This is a genomic window from Sphingobacterium sp. 18053, from assembly GCF_902706145.1.
GTDB lineage: Bacteria > Bacteroidota > Bacteroidia > Sphingobacteriales > Sphingobacteriaceae > Sphingobacterium > Sphingobacterium paramultivorum.
This window is the reverse complement of sequence record NZ_CACSJW010000011.1, coordinates 37,302-58,732: the sequence shown is the minus strand read 5'-3', so window position 1 is coordinate 58,732 and position 21,431 is coordinate 37,302. Positions and strand designations below refer to the sequence as shown.

Here is a 21,431-nt window from a genome sequence, read left to right as displayed (position 1 = left end):
ATTTTGCGCATAACGATCGGACAGGTTCTCAAAGATAATAATTATCTTGATTAGAAGGCAGATCGTCAAATATGATATAAATTGAAGATAAAATGATACGATGCGACAGCTGAATTTAATTTATTCCGACTTTCTTTGTTAAAACGATTGGGCATATGCTCAATAGGGAAAACTGTATAGCTAATTTTATCCAAAAAATATGATTAAACCTTTTCAAAAATCTATTTATGCAATGAACAAACTTGGGAAGATAGGTCTCTGTGTTATTGTGGCCTGTGTTTCCACTGTTTTAGATGGACAAGCCCAAGAGCGCAAAGCTCCGGCTTATCCATTAATTACACACAACCCCAATTTTAGTATATGGTCCATGACGGACCAGCTTCATGCGTCTACAACGAAACACTGGACAGACGCTGATCATTCGCTGTTGGGCTTAATTGATGTTGATGGTAATATTTATCGTTTTCTTGGCAAAGAAGAGCCTAGTTATGCGGTTATTCTACCGACTTCGGAAGATAAATCTTATACGGTACAATATACTGAATCAAAACCTCAAGGCGGCTGGGAGTCTTCCGTTTATAAGACGAATACGTGGAAATCTGGACTTGCACCCATTGGTGATGATGCGCAACAGGTAAAGACGCTTTGGAAATCGGACGATATCTGGGTGAGACGTGAGTTTTCCGTAACGGATCCGAAGGGTATCAATGAGCTGTTTCTAAAACTCAATCATGATGATAATATAGAAGTATTTTTGAATGGGAAGAAGGTTTACGAAAAGGTAGGTTGGACTAACAGCTTTCAATATTTACCGATTGACAAGGCGAATCTGAGGGCTGGGCAAAATCATATTGCCATCCATTTGAAGAATAGTGCCGGCGGTCGTTACCTGGATTTTGGTTTGGTCGACAGGCTCAAAGAGCGTGGGCCACGAATTCAAGAAGCCGTGCAAAAAGATGTGGAAATAACAGCGACGCGTACGGTCTATAACTTTCAGGCTGGTAAGGTGGATCTGAAACTAAGCTTTACGTCGCCTTTGCTTATGGATGATCTGAATTTATTGGCTCGACCGGTGAGCTATATCACGTATAACGTAAAAGCAAACGATGGCAAGCAACATGCTGTTAAAGTTTTTCTAAGTGCATCCACAAATATTGCGGTGTATAAGCCTTCACAGGAAGTAACCGCCGAAAAATATGAAACGGCAAAATTGTCGGTACTAAAAGCGGGAACGGTCGAACAGCCTATTTTGCAGAAAGGTGCCGATGATATGCGGATAGACTGGGGTTATTTTTATGTTGCTTCACCAAAGCAGGATAAAACGCAACAGTTTATTAGTCCGAGGGGCGGAGCCGTCGACGCCTTTAGAAAGGGAACAACGACTGCTGCAAAAACTGTTAAGGGTACCTCACTTGCGCTGAACACGTTCATTCCATTTGGCAATGTGGGCGCGAAAGCGGAGGAACGTTTTGTTGAGGTAGGCTACGATGAAATTTATGCGATTCAGTATTTCAAAAATAATCTGCGACCATGGTGGAACAATTCGGGCAAAGAAACGATGGAAAATCAGCTGACTTTGGCTGCAGATGAGTATCGTAATGTGCTCGATAAGTGTGTGGCATTCGACAAAGCGGTTTATGCGGATGCGCTAAAATCGGGTGGAAAAGAATATGCACATCTTAGTGTGCTAGCTTATCGCCAAAGTATAGCCGCACATACCTTGGTAAAAAGTCCACAAAATGAACTGTTATGGCTTTCCAAAGAAAATAATAGTGGTGGTTTTATCAATACGGTGGATGTCACTTATCCTTCAGCACCATTGTATTTGATCTATAATCCGGAGTTGTTGAAAGGGATGCTAACTGGAATATTTTATTTTAGCGAGAGCGGTAAATATCCATATCCTTGGGCGGCTCACGATTTGGGTACGTATCCATTGGCCAATGGTCAAACCTATGGTGAACCTATGCCTGTGGAGGAATCGGGCAATATGATTATTTTAACTGCGGCAATCGCGAAAGTGCAAGGGAATGGGGACTATGCAAGGAAGCATTGGAAAACATTGACAACTTGGGTAGATTATCTCGTTAAAGATGGCTTTGACCCTAAAACGCAGCTCTGTACAGACGATTTTGCTGGTCATCTTGCACGAAATGCCAATTTATCTGTTAAAGCTATTGTGGGCATTGCCTGTTATGCGCAGCTAGCGGAGGCCATTGGTGAAACTGCAATCGCAAAAAAATACCGTGCAATTGCGGAGGAAATGGTTCCGAAATGGATGGAAATGGCAGATGCGGGCGACCATTACGCGCTGACATTTGACGATAAAAATACCTGGAGTCAAAAATATAATTTGATCTGGGACAAAGTGTTGGGATTGAATCTGTTTCCTCAAAAAGTGTATGATACGGAAATTAAGTATTACCTGACCAAGCAAAATAGATTTGGCATACCATTGGATAGTCGTAAGGCCTACACCAAAAATGACTGGATTCTTTGGACAGCATCATTTGCTCCATCAAAAGAAGCATTTGAAGCTTTGGTGAAACCAGTCTATAATCATGCGATTCAAACGGAATCCCGTGTCCCATTAAATGATTTTTATGATTCGACTACGGGGATCCGTGAAAACTTTAAGGCGCGTACTGTTGTTGGAGGTTTTTACATGAAACTTTTAGCGGATATAATGAAACAAAAATAAATAATGTCAATGAGCAGGGGGAGAACCTGCAATGAAATTTAGTTTGTGTTTAGTTAATAAGACGGCGGGCAATTATAGGATTGCTCGCCGTTTGTTTATTGGGTTATGCGTTTCAATATCTAGTATTTTACGGTATCGAAATTTGGCTCAACATGATTCTTTTTTCTGATTTCTGTTGAAAATGCGTATTGTCATGCAAGTTCTGTATTGTTTTCCCGAAATTTTCACTACGGTAGAACCTAGGAAGGATGTTAAATATCCCTTTGTTTGCCATTAATATGCCACTGGTATATGAAGGATGACCGTGGTGCCTGCAGTTGGGTTTTTGGTGATCTGTACACTTGCTTTCTTACCCAACAGCTGCATGCGTTCACGACTGATCGTCCCCGAGAGTGAACGATGGGATATTTCAGGAATGTCTGGATTGACTTTGCCGCTATCTTGAATGCTCACTCTTAGGATATCTGCTGACAGTTCAAATTGGATGTCGATACGGCTATTGCCTGTTTCGAGATCTATACCATGTAGAATTGCATTTTCAACATAGGGTTGTATCAGCATTGGCGGTAGCATGACCGCACTTAAATCTTGATCTTCAGGTTGTGTGATGTGGTAATGAAAAGCATCTTCAAAACGCATTTGCTGTAAGATCAAATAGTTTTCTAAGGTTTCAAGTTCCTCATTTAATGGAACGAGGTTTTCACGGCTTAATTCGAGATTACTACGTAATAGTCGGCTGAAACGGTTCAAATATTTGATGGCATTTTCCTTCTTATCCAGGCGCATGAAGCTCTGTACAGCGGAAAGGGTATTGAAAATAAAGTGCGGTTCCATCTGTGTGCGCAACAACTGCTGCTGCAATAAGACCTTTTCTTTCTCTTGTATGGAACGGCGCTGGCGAAAACTGTAGTATAGGAAGAAAAGTACGATGATCAGTAAAATTACTGCTAACGAGGAAATGATCAGTCCTAAACGATTTTGTTGTAGTTGAAGTTTATTGATCTTGATATTTTCGTTCAGTATACGAATAGACTGATCTTTCGCCTGGAGTTGATAAAGGGCATTCATTTCTGCGATCGCTTGTGTATTCTCCGATTGGTAAATACCTCTTTGTAATTGCACAAGGTGATTCAATACGTCTATAGCTGCTTTATCTTTTCCTTGCAGGCGATAGACGGCTGCGAGACTATTCTGAAATGTAATTTCGTTGTTGGGAAAGATTAATTTGGGAAACTGCGCTTTAAGTTTGCCTGCTTTTTGGATGAATTTTTCTCCCAATACCGGTTTATTTAATGAAACATAGATTGCGGCTACATTACTGTAGTCTACGAATAAATTGTTCATCAATATAGAGGATGCTGTCTGTTGGTGCAAACGTTCATCTATTGCTATTTTTAGTAATTCATAATGTAAAATGGAATCCGGTTTCTTAGCCGTTTCATAGTATTGGATCTTCGAATCGTATAGAAAACTAATGTTGTATTTGTCTGGATTTTTAGTGTGTAAGTCTTCGAGTTGATGAAGGAAGGGGACAATATCTTTTGCAGGTCGTTGTAAGGTGTTCAGCGTCTGTATCATTTGTACCAAAACGCGTTGCCGGTTAATATGTCCTTCTGGCAGTGAATCAATTAGCGGGAGTACCGAACGATTCATTTTTTCTGCAAGGTTATATTGGAAAGAGCTCAAGTTATTTTGGGCAGCGGACAATAATATCGCTGATTTTGCTTCGGTTGACAGTCCTGCAGCGGTGTCCGATAAAACAATCGTGGCGGCTTTGTTATAATAATAGCCCGCTTCGCGTTGTTTTGCTTCTATGCTACGGATATTTCCTATACCATTGTAAATAAGCGCTTTGTATTTTGCGTTTCCAGTGGTGGGTTCAATGAGTTCGAGCGCCTGTTGAACAAAAAAAAGAGCCGAATCTTGACCGCTCATAGCATAGAGTCGTGCCAGGTAATATTTTACACGGGCAGCAAGTACCGTGTCTTTTTTTACGATGGAATTCTGGTCTAACGTTAACCAGGCCTGTTTGATGGAATCCCCATTTGCTGCAGTTAATTTTTGGTCTTCGAGCGTTTTAATCTGTGCAGCAATAGCATCATGGTCGGGCGATAATCCGTCTTTCTTTTGAGCGCAAGCGATAAAAAACAAAGGCAGTAGTAGCCAAGTGAAAATGCGGTTCAGTGCGCTCATTTTTCTGGGAAAAGCTGATTTAAGATCGAGTTTTTTCTGCGTGATGAAATTGGAATTTCCTCTTTGTTCTTTAAGACAATATATTCGGAACGATTGACACCAGAAATATGCGACCTATTAACAAGATACGATTGATGGGTGCGTAAGAAATAAGGCTGTGGCAATAATTCTTCATAATATTTGAGCGGTTTAGAGATTAACTCTTTAGTACCATCATTTAAAAAGAAAAAAGTATAGGGACCGTCTCCTTTGCAGTATACGATGTTGTGAACAGGGACGATACGTACATGGTGTATGGAAGACAAGGCAATGCTTTCGGGAAGTTCGCTGGCATGTAAAGCTTCTTGTGCCATTGATAAACGTTGCATCCATTGGGGATTATTTTCGCTTTTACGCCGGTAACGTTCTAAGGCTTCGTTTAGTTCGGTTTGATCGACCGGTTTCAAGAGATAATCCAAAGCACCGTATTTGATGGCTTTGATTGCAAAATGATTGTAGGCCGTAATGAAAATAATATTCTGTGGAATAACGGTTAGCTTTTTTAGGATGTCAAATGCTGTACCATCACGGAGCTGAATATCCATGAGTATAACGTCTGGTTGTTTCTCTTCAATCAATTTTACAGCATTTGTCACCGTATCGCTCCAGCCAACAAGTTCAACGTCAGTTTGCTGTTGGACCAAATAGCTGATTTCTTTGCGTACGGCGGGTTCATCCTCGATAATGGCTACTCTAATCATTTATCAATACTTTATAGCGTATAAAAATAATAATTGTAAGTAAGGAAATTAAATCCATTTACAATTCGTTGCAATAATTTACAATCTGGATTTAAGGTTCGAGCAGAGGTGAATTGGATTTGATCATTTAAAATTCCAAATAGCGATTGAAATTTTTATATTTAGTATTGTATAGACCACTCGTAATATGGAAGCTCAAAAGTCATTAAAATCGGTTTTTGCTGGTAGCATTGGTTTGATTACCTTGTTTGCAGTCGTTGGGCAATTTGTATTAAGTGCTCTCGTCTCTAAGCTTGGCCGCATCGACTATATTGTTCAGTTTTTTAGTTATTTTACGATTCTAGGTAATGTAATGGTTCTGCTATGTTGTTTTTTTACTGTTTTCTGGTCAAAAAGTCGAGTGGGCCTATTTTTTACTAAACCCGAAACAATTACTGCCGTAACAATATACATTCTTATTGTCGGAATTATCTATAATACCCTACTCCGCTTTCTGTCGCATCCACAGGGTTTATCAATGGTAGTTGACGAATTATTGCATGTGGTCACTCCTTTGAGTTTTTTCCTTTTTTGGTGGCGTTTTTTGGACAAGGCAATAATCCGTTGGAGTCATATTTTTTACTGGTTGATCTTCCCATTAGTCTATCTTTTTTATACGTTGTGGCATGGTTCATTTTCTGGGTTTTATCCGTATCCTTTTGTCAATGTTTCCGAATTGGGAATGGACAGGGTTCTTTTGAACAGCTTTGGAGTAACCTTGGTTTTCGTTGCAATTGGTGCATTATTGATCGTATTGGGAAAATGGCAAAACAAACGGCATTCTCAACGGATTAAAAAATAAGAAAACTCAAAGCTTGTCGATGTTGTTATATTACTAGAACAGCGTTCTATTTTTTACTTTAATTGAATTGAAAATGGTTATACGATTTTTTGTCTGTGTCTCTTTGGTATTATGTGCGATATGTTGTTTTGGTCAAGTTGATGTTGATAAAATGCGAGCCGAGTACGCTACTGCTGTTCAAAATAAGAAACTCTGTGAAGCGAATCTGAAATTATTGGAGGGAGCTGCCAATTCCGCAACGGAGAAGGGATACCTCGCTGCTTATGAAATATTATGGGCGAAACATATGGGCAATCCGTTTACAAAACTAGGTCAATTCAAGAAAGGGAAAAAGCTTTTGGAGGAAATGATCATGAAATATCCCGATAATATCGATTTACGTTTTATTCGTTGGAGCGTGCAGACACATGCACCCTCTTTTTTAAGCTATAGTAAAGATCGATTGCGGGACAAGGAATATTTGGTGCACAACTTACATAAATTGCCCAATCCTAAGGGGCGAGAAGTGATCTATACGTATTTAAAAGAAGCAAATAGTTATCTCAAAGGTGATCATGTGTTTTCACAGGCCGAATTGAATGAGCTCTCTAAATAACAAGCGATCCATATAACGAGCTATCCATATAAGGTATGACCATTCCGCTGCCTATTCATTGATGCTGCATAAAAATCTTCGCATAGGTCAAGTTTTTTTTGGATGAAAATTTTCAACTTTGCATGATCAATAGCAATTAAACTTTAAAATGATGAAACAGATATTTATTAATCTCGTCGTAGCCGATGTGAATAAGTCAATGGATTTTTATACACAATTGGGCTTTACGAATAATCCTCAGTTTTCCGACGAAAAAGGCAAATGTATGGTTTGGAGTGAGCATATTTTTGTGATGCTTTTATCTCCGGATAAATTTAAAACATTTACAGAAAAACCGCTTGCAGATACAAAAAAACAGATTGCAGCACTATTTTCACTTTCTGTTCCTGGTTTGGATCGTGTGAACGAAATTGTTGATAATGGATTGAAAGCCGGAGGCATTGAACCAACGCCAATGAAAGACTACGGTTTTATGCAACAGCGAAGTATTGAAGATTTTGACGGTCATACTTGGGAGATATTTTATATGGATATGAGCAAATTTCCAACGGCATAGAAATCATATCGGAATAATCGGTTATCGTAAAGTCCCTTGCAGTAATGTAAGGGACTTTTTCTTTTGTTGTTAAGGTAGCGAAGTAGCTGAATGCCGACCATTGCTGATGCCGATTTTTTTAGCGGTACTGCGAATATTAAACCATCGGATGCGAATTATAGTTGTGCCTTGCGAAAAGCTGGGCTAGGGCTTACATTTGACAACATATCCGTTTGCTGTTTAGATAAGCGAATGGCTAACAAATCATAAAACTTGACACATGTTTAAAAATAAAAAGCTCAGCAAAAACCCACTTCATTATGTTTATGCGGTGATATGGTTGGTGTTATTTGGTTCCATCGCTTACTACGTTTATTCGGGAGCGGCATTTAAACCGGAGAATGGTAAAATTCACCTTGTGGCTATATTTATTGCGTGGGTGGTGGAGTATCTGGGGCTTACAATTACAAGTCTACTATTCTTATTGTATGGAATCTATCGGGCCATGACATCCGTTTTAGAGGATGCGAGGAATAACTTATAAATGAGCGTTTTTGGTTTACAAGCCAAAAACGCTCATTTATAAGTTGTTAAATAGCGGTATTCAATAGGTCATAGAGACTTTTGATCAAGTCCCGTATTTGGCTACCGTTCTGATCTGAAAATGAAAACTCATCTGCAAATCGGTTTGCTCCTCTCAAAAACTCCCGAAGCTGTTGTACATTGTCTATAGTGGATGTGCTTGAGAATTTATTCTTATAAAGAAGAACATAGTCTAAAAATGCCTGAGCGGACTGGTTGAGTGGAACTTCCTGTTTCAGTAGAGTCAACAGCTGCAAATAATGTTCTTTTATGAGTTCGATATTTACCATGGCAATTGAATTTCTTGGACTGAATTCTTAAAGGCATCATCTCTGACAGCAGCAGGTATAAATAGCTGAATTGCTTTACCAGGCAGATGGGGGTTGATTATACCTGTGGCAATAGGTTGTCTTGCGGTGGCGCCCTGCCATACTTTTAGTGTTTTTGCTTGTGGAACTTCATACCGGTAGAATTTACTGAAGTTGTTCCATGCCGGTTGAACGGCAGTACCGCCGATTACGTCGCCAACGGATTTTGGAATCTCTTTGGTCCAGTAGCCGCCAGCAGGATTTCCGCCAGTGACACGATATATTTTGGTGCCTGCGGGTAGTTCTGTCGCTGTAGCGTCCACAAAGTTGGCTGCTTCAACAGCAGGTAAATCTAAATCGGGGTTATTCCATGGGCTGTTTTTTCCATTGGCTAAGCCATTCGGTACATAATCAGATTTTTCTATTCCAGGGATATTGTTCCAGTCTTCAATATATACTCTTTGATGATAAATACTTTGTGCTGTTTCTAGGTTATTCAGCAGAGCAGCCTTATCCTTGGACTTAGAAAATGTCTCTTTGAGTTTGGTTTGGTCCAAACCTTTTGCTATCCAATTGTTTAATTTGGCTTTGGTGCCTGTTCCTAAAGATTTTTCGAGGTCGTCCATCCAACTGGTCGAATTTTCAATATCATCGATTGGATCCTTATCCGAGGAACAATTAACGACAAGTTGACTTGTGAAGATTAACAGAATCAACAGTACTGTTTGAGTAAATCTGGTCATGATTGGTTTACGTTGTTAGTATATAATTAAATGTAATTAATAAGATAGTTAACGTGTTTTTTAAATAATGGTTTTGATTTAAGTGATTATTTGTTAAATAATTATTATTATAGAAATACTTTTTGTGTAATAATATGTATTTCGTTTGTGAAATTAGATAATTGTTAAAATTTATGCAAGTTAATTTTGAGAATTTACTTAATTTAAAGGAAAAAATAATTTTATGGACTATAGCGGCTTTCTAGTCTCAAAATAGATCATTCTAGCTTAATCTTCGGCGAATTTTGCTTGGGTATGAATCAAGTACCCATTCTATCCGATAGATTTGGATAGAATGAGGGATTCCAGCACTTTATAGGTTTGACGGGCTCTTGGCGCGATCAAAACGGGTTTTTAGATGCTGCCTTCTTGAACGGCGTAAACGTGATTTTTTTACAGGATAATGTCTCTTTTTCGTGATATTGTTAAAGATTAGAGCCACCAGGAATAAAATTATGCAACCTGATAGTACTGGACTTAATACGTACCAATATCCCATTGAAGAGATCTTTGTTCCGCTGCTGACTGCAATGAGTGCAGTTGCTCCACCAGGAGGATGCAGTGTGCGAGTATGCTGCATACAAACAATGGACAGGGCAACCGCAAAGGGAGCTGTCAGCCAGATAATATCGGGAAGGAGCTGTGCAACGGTAACCCCGGCGATTGCAGAAACAACGTGGCCGCCGATTAAATTGCGTGGCTGTGCAAGTGGACTTTGTATGGCCCCATAAACCAAAACCGAGGAAGCTCCGAAAGAACCTATCAAAAAGATATTTTCCAGCGAAGGTAAATGAAGTGATTGGATATAGGCGATAATAAATATCCCAACAAATGCACCAATAAATGACCAAAAATGTTCCCAAGGATCGACTAATGTCTCTCTATAGATCACATATCTATAGATCCGTAATTGTCTGTGAAGATGCTGTTTCATTTTATTTGCAAATATATGTAGACCAAGGGCTTTAAACTTTGCGCATTCTATCTTGATTTTTGAAGAATTTATAACATTCGATTTCTTATGCTGGATGTCACGATACTTTGGCAGCAAAGTCCATCGAGATGATGTCTAAGGAATGCTCCATTTTTATAGACTCATGGTAGTTACAAAGCTTTTGGCTCTTGTTCAGATCGAAAAATTTACCGGGCAAAAGTACACTAAAATAATAAGATCTATCTCCTGTAATTTAAAATCTCCCTTTTGATACCGCTAGTTTTAACGTATACTCTTTTCTCGTCCAATGGGATTGGTGGATAGTTTTCTGTCCGATCTTTCAGGATCATTTTATGCTATAAGTAAGTGGATGTTAGTTTGATAAAATTGGTTCCATTGCGGCGCGCAACGTGGATCTGTTGGTTTTCGATCCGACCAGTGCAACTTACAATTTTGTAAGTTGTTCCAGTCTCCGGAAAAACACATTAGTTTTGTTCAAAAATTATACGCTATGGAATTGAAAGATAATATTGTGGGTTTTCATCACCTGTCGATTAAGGCTCAGGATTTTGATAAGACGATTGGATTTTATGGAAATCTTGGTTTTATTGTCGTGCATGAATGGTCGTTACCCGAGTTCAATTTAGAACGCTGCGCCATGCTTTTTAATGCCTCTATTGGCTATTATTTGGAAATTTGTGATAAGAATGCTGCTATTCCAACGCAGGGAAGAAGGCGTATAGAAGGGGAGGAGTATGTCGAGAATGCGCTACTTCATTTGTGTTTTACGGTAGAAGATGCCGAAGATGCCCGAATACAGGCTCTCGCCCATGGCGCAGAGGATTTGAGTGCCGGTGTTTTTGAACTCAGGCTCAGTCAAGGTAAAAAAGATGTTTTTGTACGCAACAGCCTCGTTTATAGTCCAAATGGAGAGGTGATTGAATTTTTGGAGCGGGTTGATTTTAGTTAAGGATGGTCGTTGTTAAACCCAGAAAGGGCTGCCAATAGGGGTTTTAGCTGATGACTTTTGTCGGTTAGTGAATAGACAGATGCTGTTTTACTTCGGTCTTTTTGAATGAGTCCATCCAGCTGCAATTCTTTCAATTGTTTCGCAAGTGTACGATCGCTTACTTGGGGCAGAAGAATTTTGAATTCCGAATAGTTTGTGTCCTGCTCGAGGAGTTTGAATAGAATCGAAAGTTTCCATCGACCACTGAATAATGCCAACGTTTTTGAGGCGTTACAGAACTGTTGTAATGTTTTTTCATTGATTGCATTCGTCGAATTTTCTTTGCGGTCTGTCATAGCTGCTAATATCGAAAAAAATGTGAAGAGTGAAAGGGATATTTCCCTAGCAATTTGTGTCCTTGCGTCATCGATTTATTTTTAATAATTCTTTTATTTAGAATTATTAAAAATAGCATATCTTTGGGCCATTATTCATTGCGCTCCTACAAAGAGACAATATCATCTACAAATTCTTTTGTCTAAATGAAAACATATATTTTATCAATGCGTTCAATTTTACGCACTGTCTTTATCATTAGCCTTTTACATCTTTCACACAATCTGCTGTCGCAGGAGAGCAAGGGCAGCGTTCGCGGGCGCTTAACAATGGTGGATGGTGAACCTATGGCTTCCAAGGCTATTTCATTGCTAGAACTTCAGCGAACGACCCTTACAGATGAGGATGGAAAATACGTATTCAAAGGGTTAGATACAGGTAATTATACCATTCGTGTACAATTATTAGGGGCAAAGGAAATCAAGATTCCGGTTCACATCGGTGCTCCTCTTATTCATGTGGAAGCGAATTATCAGATGTCGGACGAGAATGTACTTGCTTTGCAGGAAGTTGTTGTGCACGGTAAAAACAACAGGTTTGTTCAAAAAGAAAGTGTGTACGTGGCACGCTTACCCTTAAAAAATTTGGAGAACCCGCAGGTGTATAATGCAGTTCCCAAAGCTCTTTTTCAGGAGCAAATCGCTGTGGACCTCGGTAGCATTTCTAAAAATGTTCCCGGTGCTGGCATACCAATGATTGCTAACCAAGGCCGGGTAACGTTTCGTTCGAGAGGATTTGAAACTGAGCCAAATGCGCGTAATGGTGTCGCTGGAGCTGCTTTTTCTTTTATCGATCCAGTCAATCTGGAGCGCATTGAAGCCATAAAAGGACCATCAGCTACCTTGTTTGGAAAAAGTGTATCGAGCAGCTACGGTGGCGTTTATAACCGTGTTACCAAAAAGCCTTATAACGATTTTGGGGGCGAAGTTGGTTATGTAGGTGGAAGCTGGAATTATAACCGTGTCGCTTTGGATCTCAATACGCCGATAAATGCGGACCGGACAGCTCTTTTCAGAATCAATGCCGCTGGAACGATCGAAAAAAGTTTTCAGGACCTGGGATTTACCAATAGCTTTGCCTTGGCACCAAGTTTCTCGTACCAGATTACAGACCGGCTTTCATTACTCTTGGATCTTGAGTACGGACAGGCCAAAGGTACATCTGTGGTACGTTTCAACCCATACACTGGAAGCAACAAAGTGCATTCCATCAGTGATATGAAATTCCCTTACAAGAAGACTTTTCTAAGCAATGATTTAGCCTATCAAACGCAGATGTTCAATATTTTTGCGCAGATGAACTATAAAATTTCAGAAGAATGGACTTCACAGACTATCATTTCTAGGGCAAATTCAACTATCAATGGGTATATCTCAGCGCTGAATGGTAAATCTGATTCGACGTTGAATGCACAGGTTATGGTGGGAACCACGTCCTTTATCGCGACGGATCTGCAACAGAATTTTATCGGTGATTTTCATATCGGAAAATTCCGCAACCGGATGGTTATAGGCTTGGACTACTATAATAATTCCAATTATTTTGATCGCTACCATACCAACACCCGGACAATCAATTTTATAAATCCACCGGCAGATTATCGTATCAATCATTTTATTGTTGATTCTTTAACCGCAAAATCCGCTTATCGTAAGGAGAAAAATAGTGACGATACTTATGCGGCCTATGTTTCTGATGTATTTAATTTGACCGATCAATTGATGGTTATGGCGAGTTTGCGTGTGGACCGCTTTCAATATCATGGGGTCTACAATATTACGACAGGGGAAACTACGGGCGGAATAGGTGCTGGGGGGATCCAAAAAGGACCATTTGGGCAAACAGCATTGTCACCCAAATTTGGTGTGGTATATGAAGCGCTCAAAGATAAGCTATCGGTATTTGGAAACTATATGAATGGTTTTAATAACATCAGTGGTGTGGATATCAATAGCAATCCTTTCAAACCCGAATATGCCAATCAGATGGAGTTTGGTGTAAAAGGGGATCTATTCAACCACCGCTTGGCTGGAACTGTAAGTTATTACGATATTCGCGTGGATAATGTTTTACGCACGAATCCAGATGATAGTAATTATTCCATCCAGGACGGTACACAGTTAAGTAAAGGTGTTGAAGTGGAATTGACCGCGAATCCTTTTAACGGAATGAATATTGTAGCTGGATATGCTTATAATGAGAGTAAATATAGTAATTCCGATCCATCGGTAAATGGTTTGAGACCTGCGCTTTCGGGGCCACAGCGTATGTTGAATTTTTGGTTGAGTTATCGTATACCAGCTGGAAAATATCAAGGACTGGGCGCCGGATTTGGAGGAAATATGGGAAGTTCCTCTTATCAGACAAATACACAGACAGCGAAGGTTATTATTCCTTCCTATCAGCTATTTGACGCAACTGTTTATTATGATCAACCTAAATTTAGGGTCGGAATAAAAGTAGATAATTTGACAAGTGAGAAAGCTTGGTCGGTAAGGCTTACGCCACAGAGCCCAGCGCGTGTTTTGGCTAACTTTACACTAAAATTTTAGTGGAAGACAACAACGATAAAATAGATAAAAAAAAGAGAAGGCTTAGCCTTCTCTTTTTTTTATCTATTTACAGATTGAGACAATAATTGCATCGATGTCTGATTCTCATAAAGGGAATGCCCTGATCCTCGCCGGGGCTATTTTCATACCAATCTAGCCGGATCATATACATACCTTTTTGAGTTGCCCGAAAAACTATATTTGCAGCGGTGTCAACTGGAATATTTTTCTCCCAATTCTCCGGGTTAAAGATTCGGATAGTAGACTCTTTCGTCGGGCGTTTACCATAGATGTAAGGTAATATCTGATAAGAATCTTTTTGTGGTATGAGTTGGATATATGGACCTTCCGCTATGATAGGTAAGGTACCCGGCGTGCTGGAGCGTCCATATTCACCGTAAAGATATTCAATGGAACGGATGTTTTTACTGGAATCCTTTGCATTTCTAACGATGACGGGTAACTTGGTATTGATTCCAATAACCTGATAAAATGTGTTTGCTTTGGCGGAAAATGTCCCCTCCCAGCAATCCGCTTTTTTTACCAATAACAATGGTGATTCTTGGCCTGAGGTTGCTCGTGTTTTGAAGTCAAACAATTTTATGGACTCGAATTCGGTGCCACTTGTACGATGTCTTACACTAAGGTCATCAATATAACCGTAACACACGCGGACAGTTACCAATGAACTGTTTTTAGCAGGTGGTATCACCTCCATCCAGAAGGCACTGGCTTGGCTTTCTGCTCGACTTATCAGAAAGATGAGAAAAATAAGGATAATACGCATGGTAGGCTATGCTATGGTTTGAAGTTGAATTGATTTCTTCTTTTGGCTTTTTGACGGTTTCTTCTTCTTTCTTTTGTTCAGCCATATCCATATCCCTGTGATGGGGAGAGACGCTGCTAGGGTAACGGCTAAGAATGCAATAATTTTAGAGGGTAGTCCAAATATCGATCCCATATGGATGGGTTTCATCATGCGTTGAACCTGCTGTGCCAATGGTAACTTTTCTAAGGGGTTATTTTTAAGCAGTTGTCCGGATTTGCTGTCAAAGAACGCTTGGTTGATCTGTAATATTGAATTTGAAAAATTTTCCTTGGTTAGGGCAAAAGCTAAATCCTTCTTTTCAGGAAACGTGACAATTATATTTCCCGAGGTAGGGTATAGGTTGTTTAGCTGCTGATAGATCGTATCCAGCACGAGGTAATCTGAAAAAGCCAGTTTGTTGGTGTTGCTGATCTTCTCTTTTGTTGATTTTTGGGTTGAACCCAATACTTTATAGAATTGTTTATTGTACCAATCGAAACTCCAGGTCAATCCTGTTAAGGTAAAAATAATTAAAAACAAAGATGCGTAGAAACCGCCCACTGCGTGAAAATCCCAGACCTTTCTTTTGAGAGAGGCTGCCATTTTCATCGTTACACGTTGTCTGAGCATGGATTTATTTTTGGGCCACCAAAGGTAAATACCACTTAGGGCAAGAAAGAGAGCCGCTAGAGCTGAGATTCCCGTTAGGGTACTTCCGATTTTTTCGACGAGGAGAAAACGATGGATATCTAAAGTCTTTTGAAAAAAACGGTCACTCTGCCGACCTTTGGATAATAGTTCTCCAGTATAAGGATTCATATATGCATACCAGTATCCGGTCTTTTTTTGTCCATACTGTATGCGGACACTGCGGGAAGGATCTGCTGGAATTTCGATGCGAAACAACTTTTTGTCCGGAAATATGACTTCGGCTTTTTGGGAAATATGTGCAAGAGAAAGACGATTGGTTTGTACGGTTACCTTCTGTTCTTTCGGCCATAAAAGTGGGGTAAGCTCTTTTTCAAAACTCAATAACATTCCTGTAACGCAAACAGCAAAAAAGATTACACCAAATAATAAGCCGAAATAAAGATGGAGTTTTCCAAGTATATTTTTTAGAATATTTTGTTTAGCTCTTTTATTTGTCATAGATGCGCTGCCAATAGGATGAACAGCGCAAAAATACAGTATTATCAGTAATTATTCTAAATAAACGTAAAAAGTTTGATCATGTTGTTAATCGTCCCAATCTTCATTATAAGCGTAATACTCTTCAGGTCTTCTGTCAAGAGGTACATCTTTGACCGCACGGATTGCTGCATTTCCTAATTCGGAATTTTGTTTTAAGTGGACTGATTATAAGGCCTGAATGGCGATAAATAAGCTAAACACTGTATTTAATCCAGAGAAATATACATGTGGTAATATTCGCCTCCTGCGAAAGGTGTTTTTTTACCAAGCTTAAAACCAATCCTTTCATAGAGCTTTTGCGCATTGGGATTCTTTAGGTCAACGAGCAGACCAACTTTCTTAAAACCATGTTGCTTGGCATGTGTAATCGCATACTGTAAAAGTTCTGTTCCGATACCTTTGCCCCGTGCAATGGGAGCAACCGCAATTGAATCGATATAAAATTCGCCACCAGCTGTTTCGGCTTCTGGAATCAAATTATTGTTGTACTGCTCCTTCATGTGATCCAAAATAGGCTGTCTTAATTCAACAAACTGATCAGCATCGTACCCGGTTAAAGAACCTACAATACGTTCATTATCGTCGATTGCGACAAATGTATTCTCATAACTATAGAGATTACCTTTTTGCCTAAAAAGCTGGGTTAGAAAAAGTACTGCCTCAGTTGGATCTTCTTTTTGAATAAAACGAAATATAATGTCTCCCATCGCCTGGAGCATAATTTCAGGTACAACATGCGAATCACTTTCTTTGGCTTTTCTAATTTTATTATGTATATCCATGATTTGAAGAATAAAAACGAAGTTAGTAAACTTGATCGACTTTCCTTAGAGGACCTTTGATTGGAGTGTTTTCGAAGAAATTTTACGATAACGAGCGATCTCTTGCTGGAGAGGGGGGAAGCTGGACCTTTATAGACTGTGTTTGAAATGGCTCAGGATATCGATCCTGACGAAAATAGATAAAAGTTAATTAAATACATTCTTGTGAAAAAAATATATTGTCTACTTTGTGTCGAATATTTGATCAATGTAGTTGAATATCGATCGGCTTATATTCCTAAAACATTTCTTGTTATTTTTGATACCTGTTGTTGGTTAGGCGAAATCAACAGAATTTTTTTGATTAAAAACAAATTACAATGATTTTAAGAGCTACAGTTTCTGCTTTTTTGGTTGCTATCATCAGCCTAATCGCGACCCTACTTGTACATAATGCAGATTTAAATTTGGTTTATGCTGCATTTTGCTGTTCGCCTTATTTTATTGTTATCGCCTTGGTTTATTTCCATTTTAATTTCTTTCGAAAGAAATTAAAGGTCTTAGAGAAATCAAAGTTCGCTTTTGAACTTGGCTATGGTTTTCTTTTTTATTGCTTATTTTCTTTATTGCTTCCGGTATTACTTTTTTTATCGACTTTGGATGATGAATACGAGCATCGACTTTATGCGGATCTAGGGGGAGTGATTAAGGAAATGTTTCCCTTGATTTTAACACTCAGTATTTTCCTGACATTCTTTAGTAGCGTGATCATAACATGGGCCGTAAAATCCTGGAAATATTTGGGTCCGACTTTGCTTGGATACCTTATTTTGCTACCGATTATATTCGCGTTCTCAACGACAATACGTGAGTTTAATGAACTCAGGGAAGAACGCCTGACACAAGAAGATAATATCAGGGAAGGACGCTATAAATGGTTCTGTGCGATGAGTAATCCAACAGCTTATCCCGTTCAGTTGTATAAAGGCCGCTTTATCTTTCCGAAAGATGAAGATTATGAATTTACATTTAGTGAGGGTAATATCGTGAACTATAATGCGGTGTGGGGGCAAGCTGGGGGTGGTACATATGAGCAAGTGATGTCATTGCCTAAGGCATTGGACATTACTTGGTATTCATTTGCTGAAGATGTTTTTTATCGCATGAACGGTCCGATCGATTATGATAAATTGCGGACGTTATTCAGTACGCCATACCAAGAAAAAGGGGCGACGAAAACTGTTGATGAACATTATAATAAGATTATTTTGGGCTTTGCTCCGGAGGGTGTAGTTGTGATATGGGCCACTGGAACAGGACGTCGTCAGGTCGAAATCGGTCGTTATCAAGCAGAAAAAGTAGTGATCCATGCTACGGATACATCCAAGGATAATGGAGCGTACGGTAATATCTTTAATCAGAAATGGCGCGAACAGGTATTGTCCGATACATCGATTATTCCTTCGGATGTTCAACAAGCTATTGGAAATAAACCTATTCCCTATGGTTATTGGGATAAATTGCGCACGCGGTATCCTTTACAGCCAAAACTTGTTATGTCTGCCGATATTAAAACATTCGACGCAGACTTTGAATTTTATAATGCAGAGCGTTTTGTCTTTGATGAGGGTCTTCGGGATATGGACATGGCGTCTCGAGGTATTCCCAAAGATGTTTACATCAAATGGTATGATCAGCATAATAACCGATGTGCTGCCCGGTTTTTGTTTGATGAAACTGATACATTTAAAAACTTTGCTTCATTTTTTAATGACAAAAAGAACATTGGGGCTGTGCTGGAGTTCAATGTTGATACAAAGACTAAAATAGCAACAGCGACATTAAGGAATGATACTGAAAGTAAGCTGATTTTGAAAACTGAAGTAATCAACTATGGGGAGCATTTCTAAAATTCGGAAGTAAATCTAAAGATCTTTTTTCATGTTATAGTTTGGTATTTCGACTTCAGTTCGTATTTGGATCTGCTCAGCGGTAACTTTAAATCCATTGGCTTCAAAAAAAGGTTTTGCTGTTTTGCTTACGTCTGCGGTTAAAATAGTCTTTTTATGTGCGTTAGCTACGGTTTCCAGTGCGTTATAAAGCTGTTGTGCAATTCCTTGTCGTTGAAAATCTTTATGCACATACAAGACGTCAATATAATCTCCATGAGCTAAGGAGGCAAAACCAACAATCTTCTGATTGAGCACAGCTACAATAAAATACTGATCTTCGATTAGCCGATGCCAACGGTCATGATTATTGACGGATGATATCCATGCTACAATTTGCTCGTTATTATAATCATCTGCACACACAGTCTCAATCGTTCCAGAAAATAGGATTAATATTTCTTGTAGATCTTGCAATATTCCCTTTCGGAGAGTTAATCCTATTGTTTTTGTTTGAATTTTGTTCATCTTTTGGAAAAAGTGTTAAATAAAAGACCTGATATGCCAAATCTAGTGGGGTGCAGTGTTGTCAAAAGAAGGCGAAATTTTAATAAAAACGTGTAATTATGTTAAAGTTATAAATATTATATTTATAACCGCAAGTAGACGTGTCGATTTGCGGGCAATATGTCAGTATTAACCATTTTCTTGGAGTATTTTTCGTGTTAATTTTTAAGAATTATTGAAAATTAATTTGTCGGTTATGCCAATAGGGGAGACGGAGCGCTGAAATTCACCTTTTTTAAGCATGAAAACCATTTTATTTTATTTTTTTGTACTCGTTTCTTTGGTGTTGTCAGGCAACCTTAATCATGTATGTGGGCAATCTGTAGCGGAAATATCTGCTATTGAAAACCCTGTTGTCCAACTAGAAGCTGCCCTTCAGTTGCCCATTAGGTTTGACGGTGATACGATAAAGTTGAAAAATGCCTTGGCCCCAATTTTGGAATTGGCAGACAAAAAAAGGAGTGTTGCTTTAAAATGGGTCTATTATATGCGTATGGCCGATGGTTTCTCTATTGCGTTTGATCGTATAAATTTATCATCTGAACGGTATTATCGTTTGGCTGAGCAGTTGCTACGTGTACATCCAGACGCTGAATTAGAAATGTTGGGTTGTGCGCGTGAAGGGTATTACAATTTTATCTATAGACGGGTAAAAGAAGCATTTCCGTTCTTTCTACGAGCGAATGATTTAAAATCTAAAGTTAATGTCAAAAAAATTCCCTTGGTAGTCAAGCATTACCAATTTATGGCGAGTTTCTACAGTTATATAGGTGATCAGGCTAATGCTGTTGTTTATTTAGAAGAAGCCCTACCTTTTACAAAGCCGGCTTCACGAGAACGTATCGATCTGATCAATTCAATTGCTGTATATCTGGCAAAGGACTCGCTCAATCACCAAGCTTTTACCTATTTGAATCGCGCAATGGATGAGGCTAAATTGGCGAAAGATTCGGTTTGGATCGGTATAATTTCGGGTAATCTAGCGGATCATGCATGGCGAAAAGGTGAAAAGGAAAAAGCGATTGCGTTGGTTAAGAAAAATATTGAACTTTCTATGCGTTATAATGAGCGTAGAGATGCGATGCGGGCAAATCTCAATTTAGCAAATTGGTATATCGAACGAAAAGAATGGAAATTGGCGGAGGAATATGTAATGGCCTGTGAAAGTTTGATGGAAGATAAGCCCTATTTTTTAAAATATAAAATGGAATTGGCAAAATCCAAGTCCCACATCATGCGGGGTTTGGGACGTGGGGGGGAGGAGCTTAAGCAATTGCATTTATATCTGACGTTGAAAGATTCGTTGGAAAAAAGGATGAATGATAAGGAGATCCAGAAAATGCTCTGGCAAAGGGAATCTGAAAAATACAATCGGACTATCCAGGCGACGGAAGAAAAACGGATTCGGACAAAACGGATGTATCAGTTTATAGGCATTGTTCTTATCTTGATTTTTGCCATAGTTGTATTGTTGGTCAATAAGTCGAAAATTAAAATTAAGATGCGAAATACACTGTTGGAAAGAGACCAACTTGCGCTTGCTTATGAAAAACAATTGCTAGATCAGGAGCTTGTGATTTTACGAAACTCCTTGACTGAATTTACAGACACCATCCGGCAAAATGATGTCGTCATCCAGCAACTTAGACAGGAAGTGATCAAGATTTCTGAATCTGATCCGGCACACATGACACAAGTTACGGATAATTTAAATGCGCTTTTGCAATATCACATTATGACAGATGAGCGATGGCAAAAGTTTAAACATGTTTTTAACAAAGTTTATCCAGCTTATCTGACACAAATGAGGCAAACATATCCAAAGGTTACCGAGAATGACCTCAAGATATTAGCACTGCTCAAATTGGATTTAAGTAATTCTAGTATGAGCGAACTGCTGTGTGTTTCGGTGGAAGCAGTTCGTAAGGCAAAACAACGATTGAAGAAAAAATTGGAGCAAATCGAAGATTAAGGATATTGAGTTGACGTCTTCATGTCCTGAATGAAGATGATCTCGTATTTGGAGGTTATTTAAATCAAATAGATTAATCAAGTAGAGTCTACTCGATTAATCTATTTGCTAAGAGCGACTAAACGCTATTGAAAT

At 39.0% G+C, this 21,431-nt stretch carries 19 protein-coding genes; 9 read left to right on the top strand and 10 right to left on the bottom strand.

Going from position 1 to position 21,431, the window contains the following annotated elements; genetic code table 11:
• Positions 1-199: 199 nt before the first annotated feature.
• Positions 200-2,701 (top strand): glutaminase family protein, encoded by a 2,502-nt coding sequence (locus GVK91_RS23700; protein ID WP_235032982.1) that lies wholly within the window; start codon positions 200-202, stop codon positions 2,699-2,701.
• A gap of 273 nt (positions 2,702-2,974) precedes the next feature.
• On the opposite strand, the gene GVK91_RS23695 is transcribed toward GVK91_RS23700, so the two are convergent.
• The gene (locus GVK91_RS23695; protein ID WP_159731587.1) at positions 2,975-4,894 is read right to left on the bottom strand and encodes a sensor histidine kinase; all 1,920 of its coding nucleotides are present in this window, start codon (positions 4,892-4,894) and stop codon (positions 2,975-2,977) included.
• Complete coding sequence (locus GVK91_RS23690) at positions 4,891-5,634, bottom strand: LytTR family DNA-binding domain-containing protein (RefSeq protein ID WP_159731584.1); 744 nt, start codon at positions 5,632-5,634, stop codon at positions 4,891-4,893. Before GVK91_RS23690 ends, GVK91_RS23695 begins: the two co-directional genes overlap by 4 nt.
• 187 nt (positions 5,635-5,821) lie before the next feature.
• On the opposite strand from GVK91_RS23690, the gene GVK91_RS23685 reads away from it, so the two are divergent.
• The 4 genes from GVK91_RS23685 to GVK91_RS23670 all read left to right on the top strand — a co-directional run bounded on the left by GVK91_RS23685 (position 5,822) and on the right by GVK91_RS23670 (position 8,149).
• Positions 5,822-6,475: a Pr6Pr family membrane protein gene (locus tag GVK91_RS23685; protein WP_159731582.1), complete on the top strand. Its 654-nt coding sequence runs from the start codon at positions 5,822-5,824 to the stop codon at positions 6,473-6,475.
• Positions 6,476-6,548: 73 nt separating this feature from the next.
• Positions 6,549-7,070 carry a hypothetical protein gene (locus GVK91_RS23680; protein WP_153845241.1) on the top strand — a complete coding sequence of 174 codons (522 nt, stop codon included), beginning with the start codon at positions 6,549-6,551 and terminating at the stop codon, positions 7,068-7,070.
• A gap of 148 nt (positions 7,071-7,218) precedes the next feature.
• On the top strand, positions 7,219-7,626 hold the full coding sequence (locus GVK91_RS23675) for a VOC family protein (RefSeq protein WP_159731580.1): 408 nt from the start codon (positions 7,219-7,221) through the stop codon (positions 7,624-7,626).
• Between the two features lie 259 nt (positions 7,627-7,885).
• The gene (locus GVK91_RS23670) at positions 7,886-8,149 is read left to right on the top strand and encodes a hypothetical protein (RefSeq protein ID WP_159731578.1); all 264 of its coding nucleotides are present in this window, start codon (positions 7,886-7,888) and stop codon (positions 8,147-8,149) included.
• Positions 8,150-8,195: 46 nt separating this feature from the next.
• Here GVK91_RS23670 and GVK91_RS23665 read toward each other — a convergent pair whose 3' ends face one another.
• From GVK91_RS23665 to GVK91_RS23655, 3 genes are all read right to left on the bottom strand, one after another.
• On the bottom strand, positions 8,196-8,477 hold the full coding sequence (locus GVK91_RS23665) for a hypothetical protein (RefSeq protein ID WP_159731576.1): 282 nt from the start codon (positions 8,475-8,477) through the stop codon (positions 8,196-8,198).
• The gene (locus GVK91_RS23660; RefSeq protein WP_159731574.1) at positions 8,471-9,238 is read right to left on the bottom strand and encodes a hypothetical protein; all 768 of its coding nucleotides are present in this window, start codon (positions 9,236-9,238) and stop codon (positions 8,471-8,473) included. The genes GVK91_RS23665 and GVK91_RS23660 overlap by 7 nt, the downstream gene beginning before the upstream one ends.
• A 352-nt stretch (positions 9,239-9,590) precedes the next feature.
• A complete protein-coding gene (locus GVK91_RS23655; protein ID WP_088162556.1) occupies positions 9,591-10,211 on the bottom strand; it encodes an HPP family protein in 621 nt (206 codons plus the stop codon).
• A 511-nt stretch (positions 10,212-10,722) separates the two neighbouring features.
• Here GVK91_RS23655 and GVK91_RS23650 point away from each other — a divergent pair.
• Positions 10,723-11,181, top strand: coding sequence for a VOC family protein (locus GVK91_RS23650; protein WP_153845243.1), 459 nt, complete (start codon positions 10,723-10,725; stop codon positions 11,179-11,181).
• Here the strand turns inward: GVK91_RS23650 and GVK91_RS23645 are convergent.
• Positions 11,178-11,516 (bottom strand): helix-turn-helix domain-containing protein, encoded by a 339-nt coding sequence (locus GVK91_RS23645; protein WP_115050077.1) that lies wholly within the window; start codon positions 11,514-11,516, stop codon positions 11,178-11,180. The genes GVK91_RS23650 and GVK91_RS23645 overlap by 4 nt on opposite strands.
• A 207-nt stretch (positions 11,517-11,723) precedes the next feature.
• Here GVK91_RS23645 and GVK91_RS23640 point away from each other — a divergent pair, with 207 nt between their 5' ends.
• Positions 11,724-14,108, top strand: a complete 2,385-nt coding sequence (locus GVK91_RS23640; protein ID WP_235032981.1) for a TonB-dependent receptor — start codon at positions 11,724-11,726, stop codon at positions 14,106-14,108.
• 67 nt (positions 14,109-14,175) lie between these two features.
• Here GVK91_RS23640 and GVK91_RS23635 read toward each other — a convergent pair whose 3' ends face one another.
• The 3 genes from GVK91_RS23635 to GVK91_RS23625 form a co-directional block, all read right to left on the bottom strand.
• Entirely contained in the window at positions 14,176-14,895 is a 720-nt protein-coding gene (locus tag GVK91_RS23635) for a hypothetical protein (RefSeq protein WP_159731570.1), read from the bottom strand.
• A 6-nt stretch (positions 14,896-14,901) separates the two neighbouring features.
• Complete coding sequence (locus tag GVK91_RS23630) at positions 14,902-16,065, bottom strand: PepSY domain-containing protein (protein WP_088162551.1); 1,164 nt, start codon at positions 16,063-16,065, stop codon at positions 14,902-14,904.
• Between the two features lie 248 nt (positions 16,066-16,313).
• Entirely contained in the window at positions 16,314-16,889 is a 576-nt protein-coding gene (locus GVK91_RS23625) for a GNAT family N-acetyltransferase (protein WP_198385973.1), read from the bottom strand.
• 359 nt (positions 16,890-17,248) lie between these two features.
• Here GVK91_RS23625 and GVK91_RS23620 point away from each other — a divergent pair, with 359 nt between their 5' ends.
• Positions 17,249-18,778: a DUF2931 family protein gene (locus GVK91_RS23620; protein WP_159731568.1), complete on the top strand. Its 1,530-nt coding sequence runs from the start codon at positions 17,249-17,251 to the stop codon at positions 18,776-18,778.
• A gap of 15 nt (positions 18,779-18,793) precedes the next feature.
• Here GVK91_RS23620 and GVK91_RS23615 read toward each other — a convergent pair whose 3' ends face one another.
• Positions 18,794-19,285: a GNAT family N-acetyltransferase gene (locus GVK91_RS23615; RefSeq protein ID WP_159731566.1), complete on the bottom strand. Its 492-nt coding sequence runs from the start codon at positions 19,283-19,285 to the stop codon at positions 18,794-18,796.
• A 280-nt stretch (positions 19,286-19,565) separates the two neighbouring features.
• Here GVK91_RS23615 and GVK91_RS23610 point away from each other — a divergent pair, with 280 nt between their 5' ends.
• Positions 19,566-21,296 (top strand): hypothetical protein, encoded by a 1,731-nt coding sequence (locus GVK91_RS23610; RefSeq protein WP_159731564.1) that lies wholly within the window; start codon positions 19,566-19,568, stop codon positions 21,294-21,296.
• The last annotated feature ends 135 nt before the right edge of the window (positions 21,297-21,431 follow it).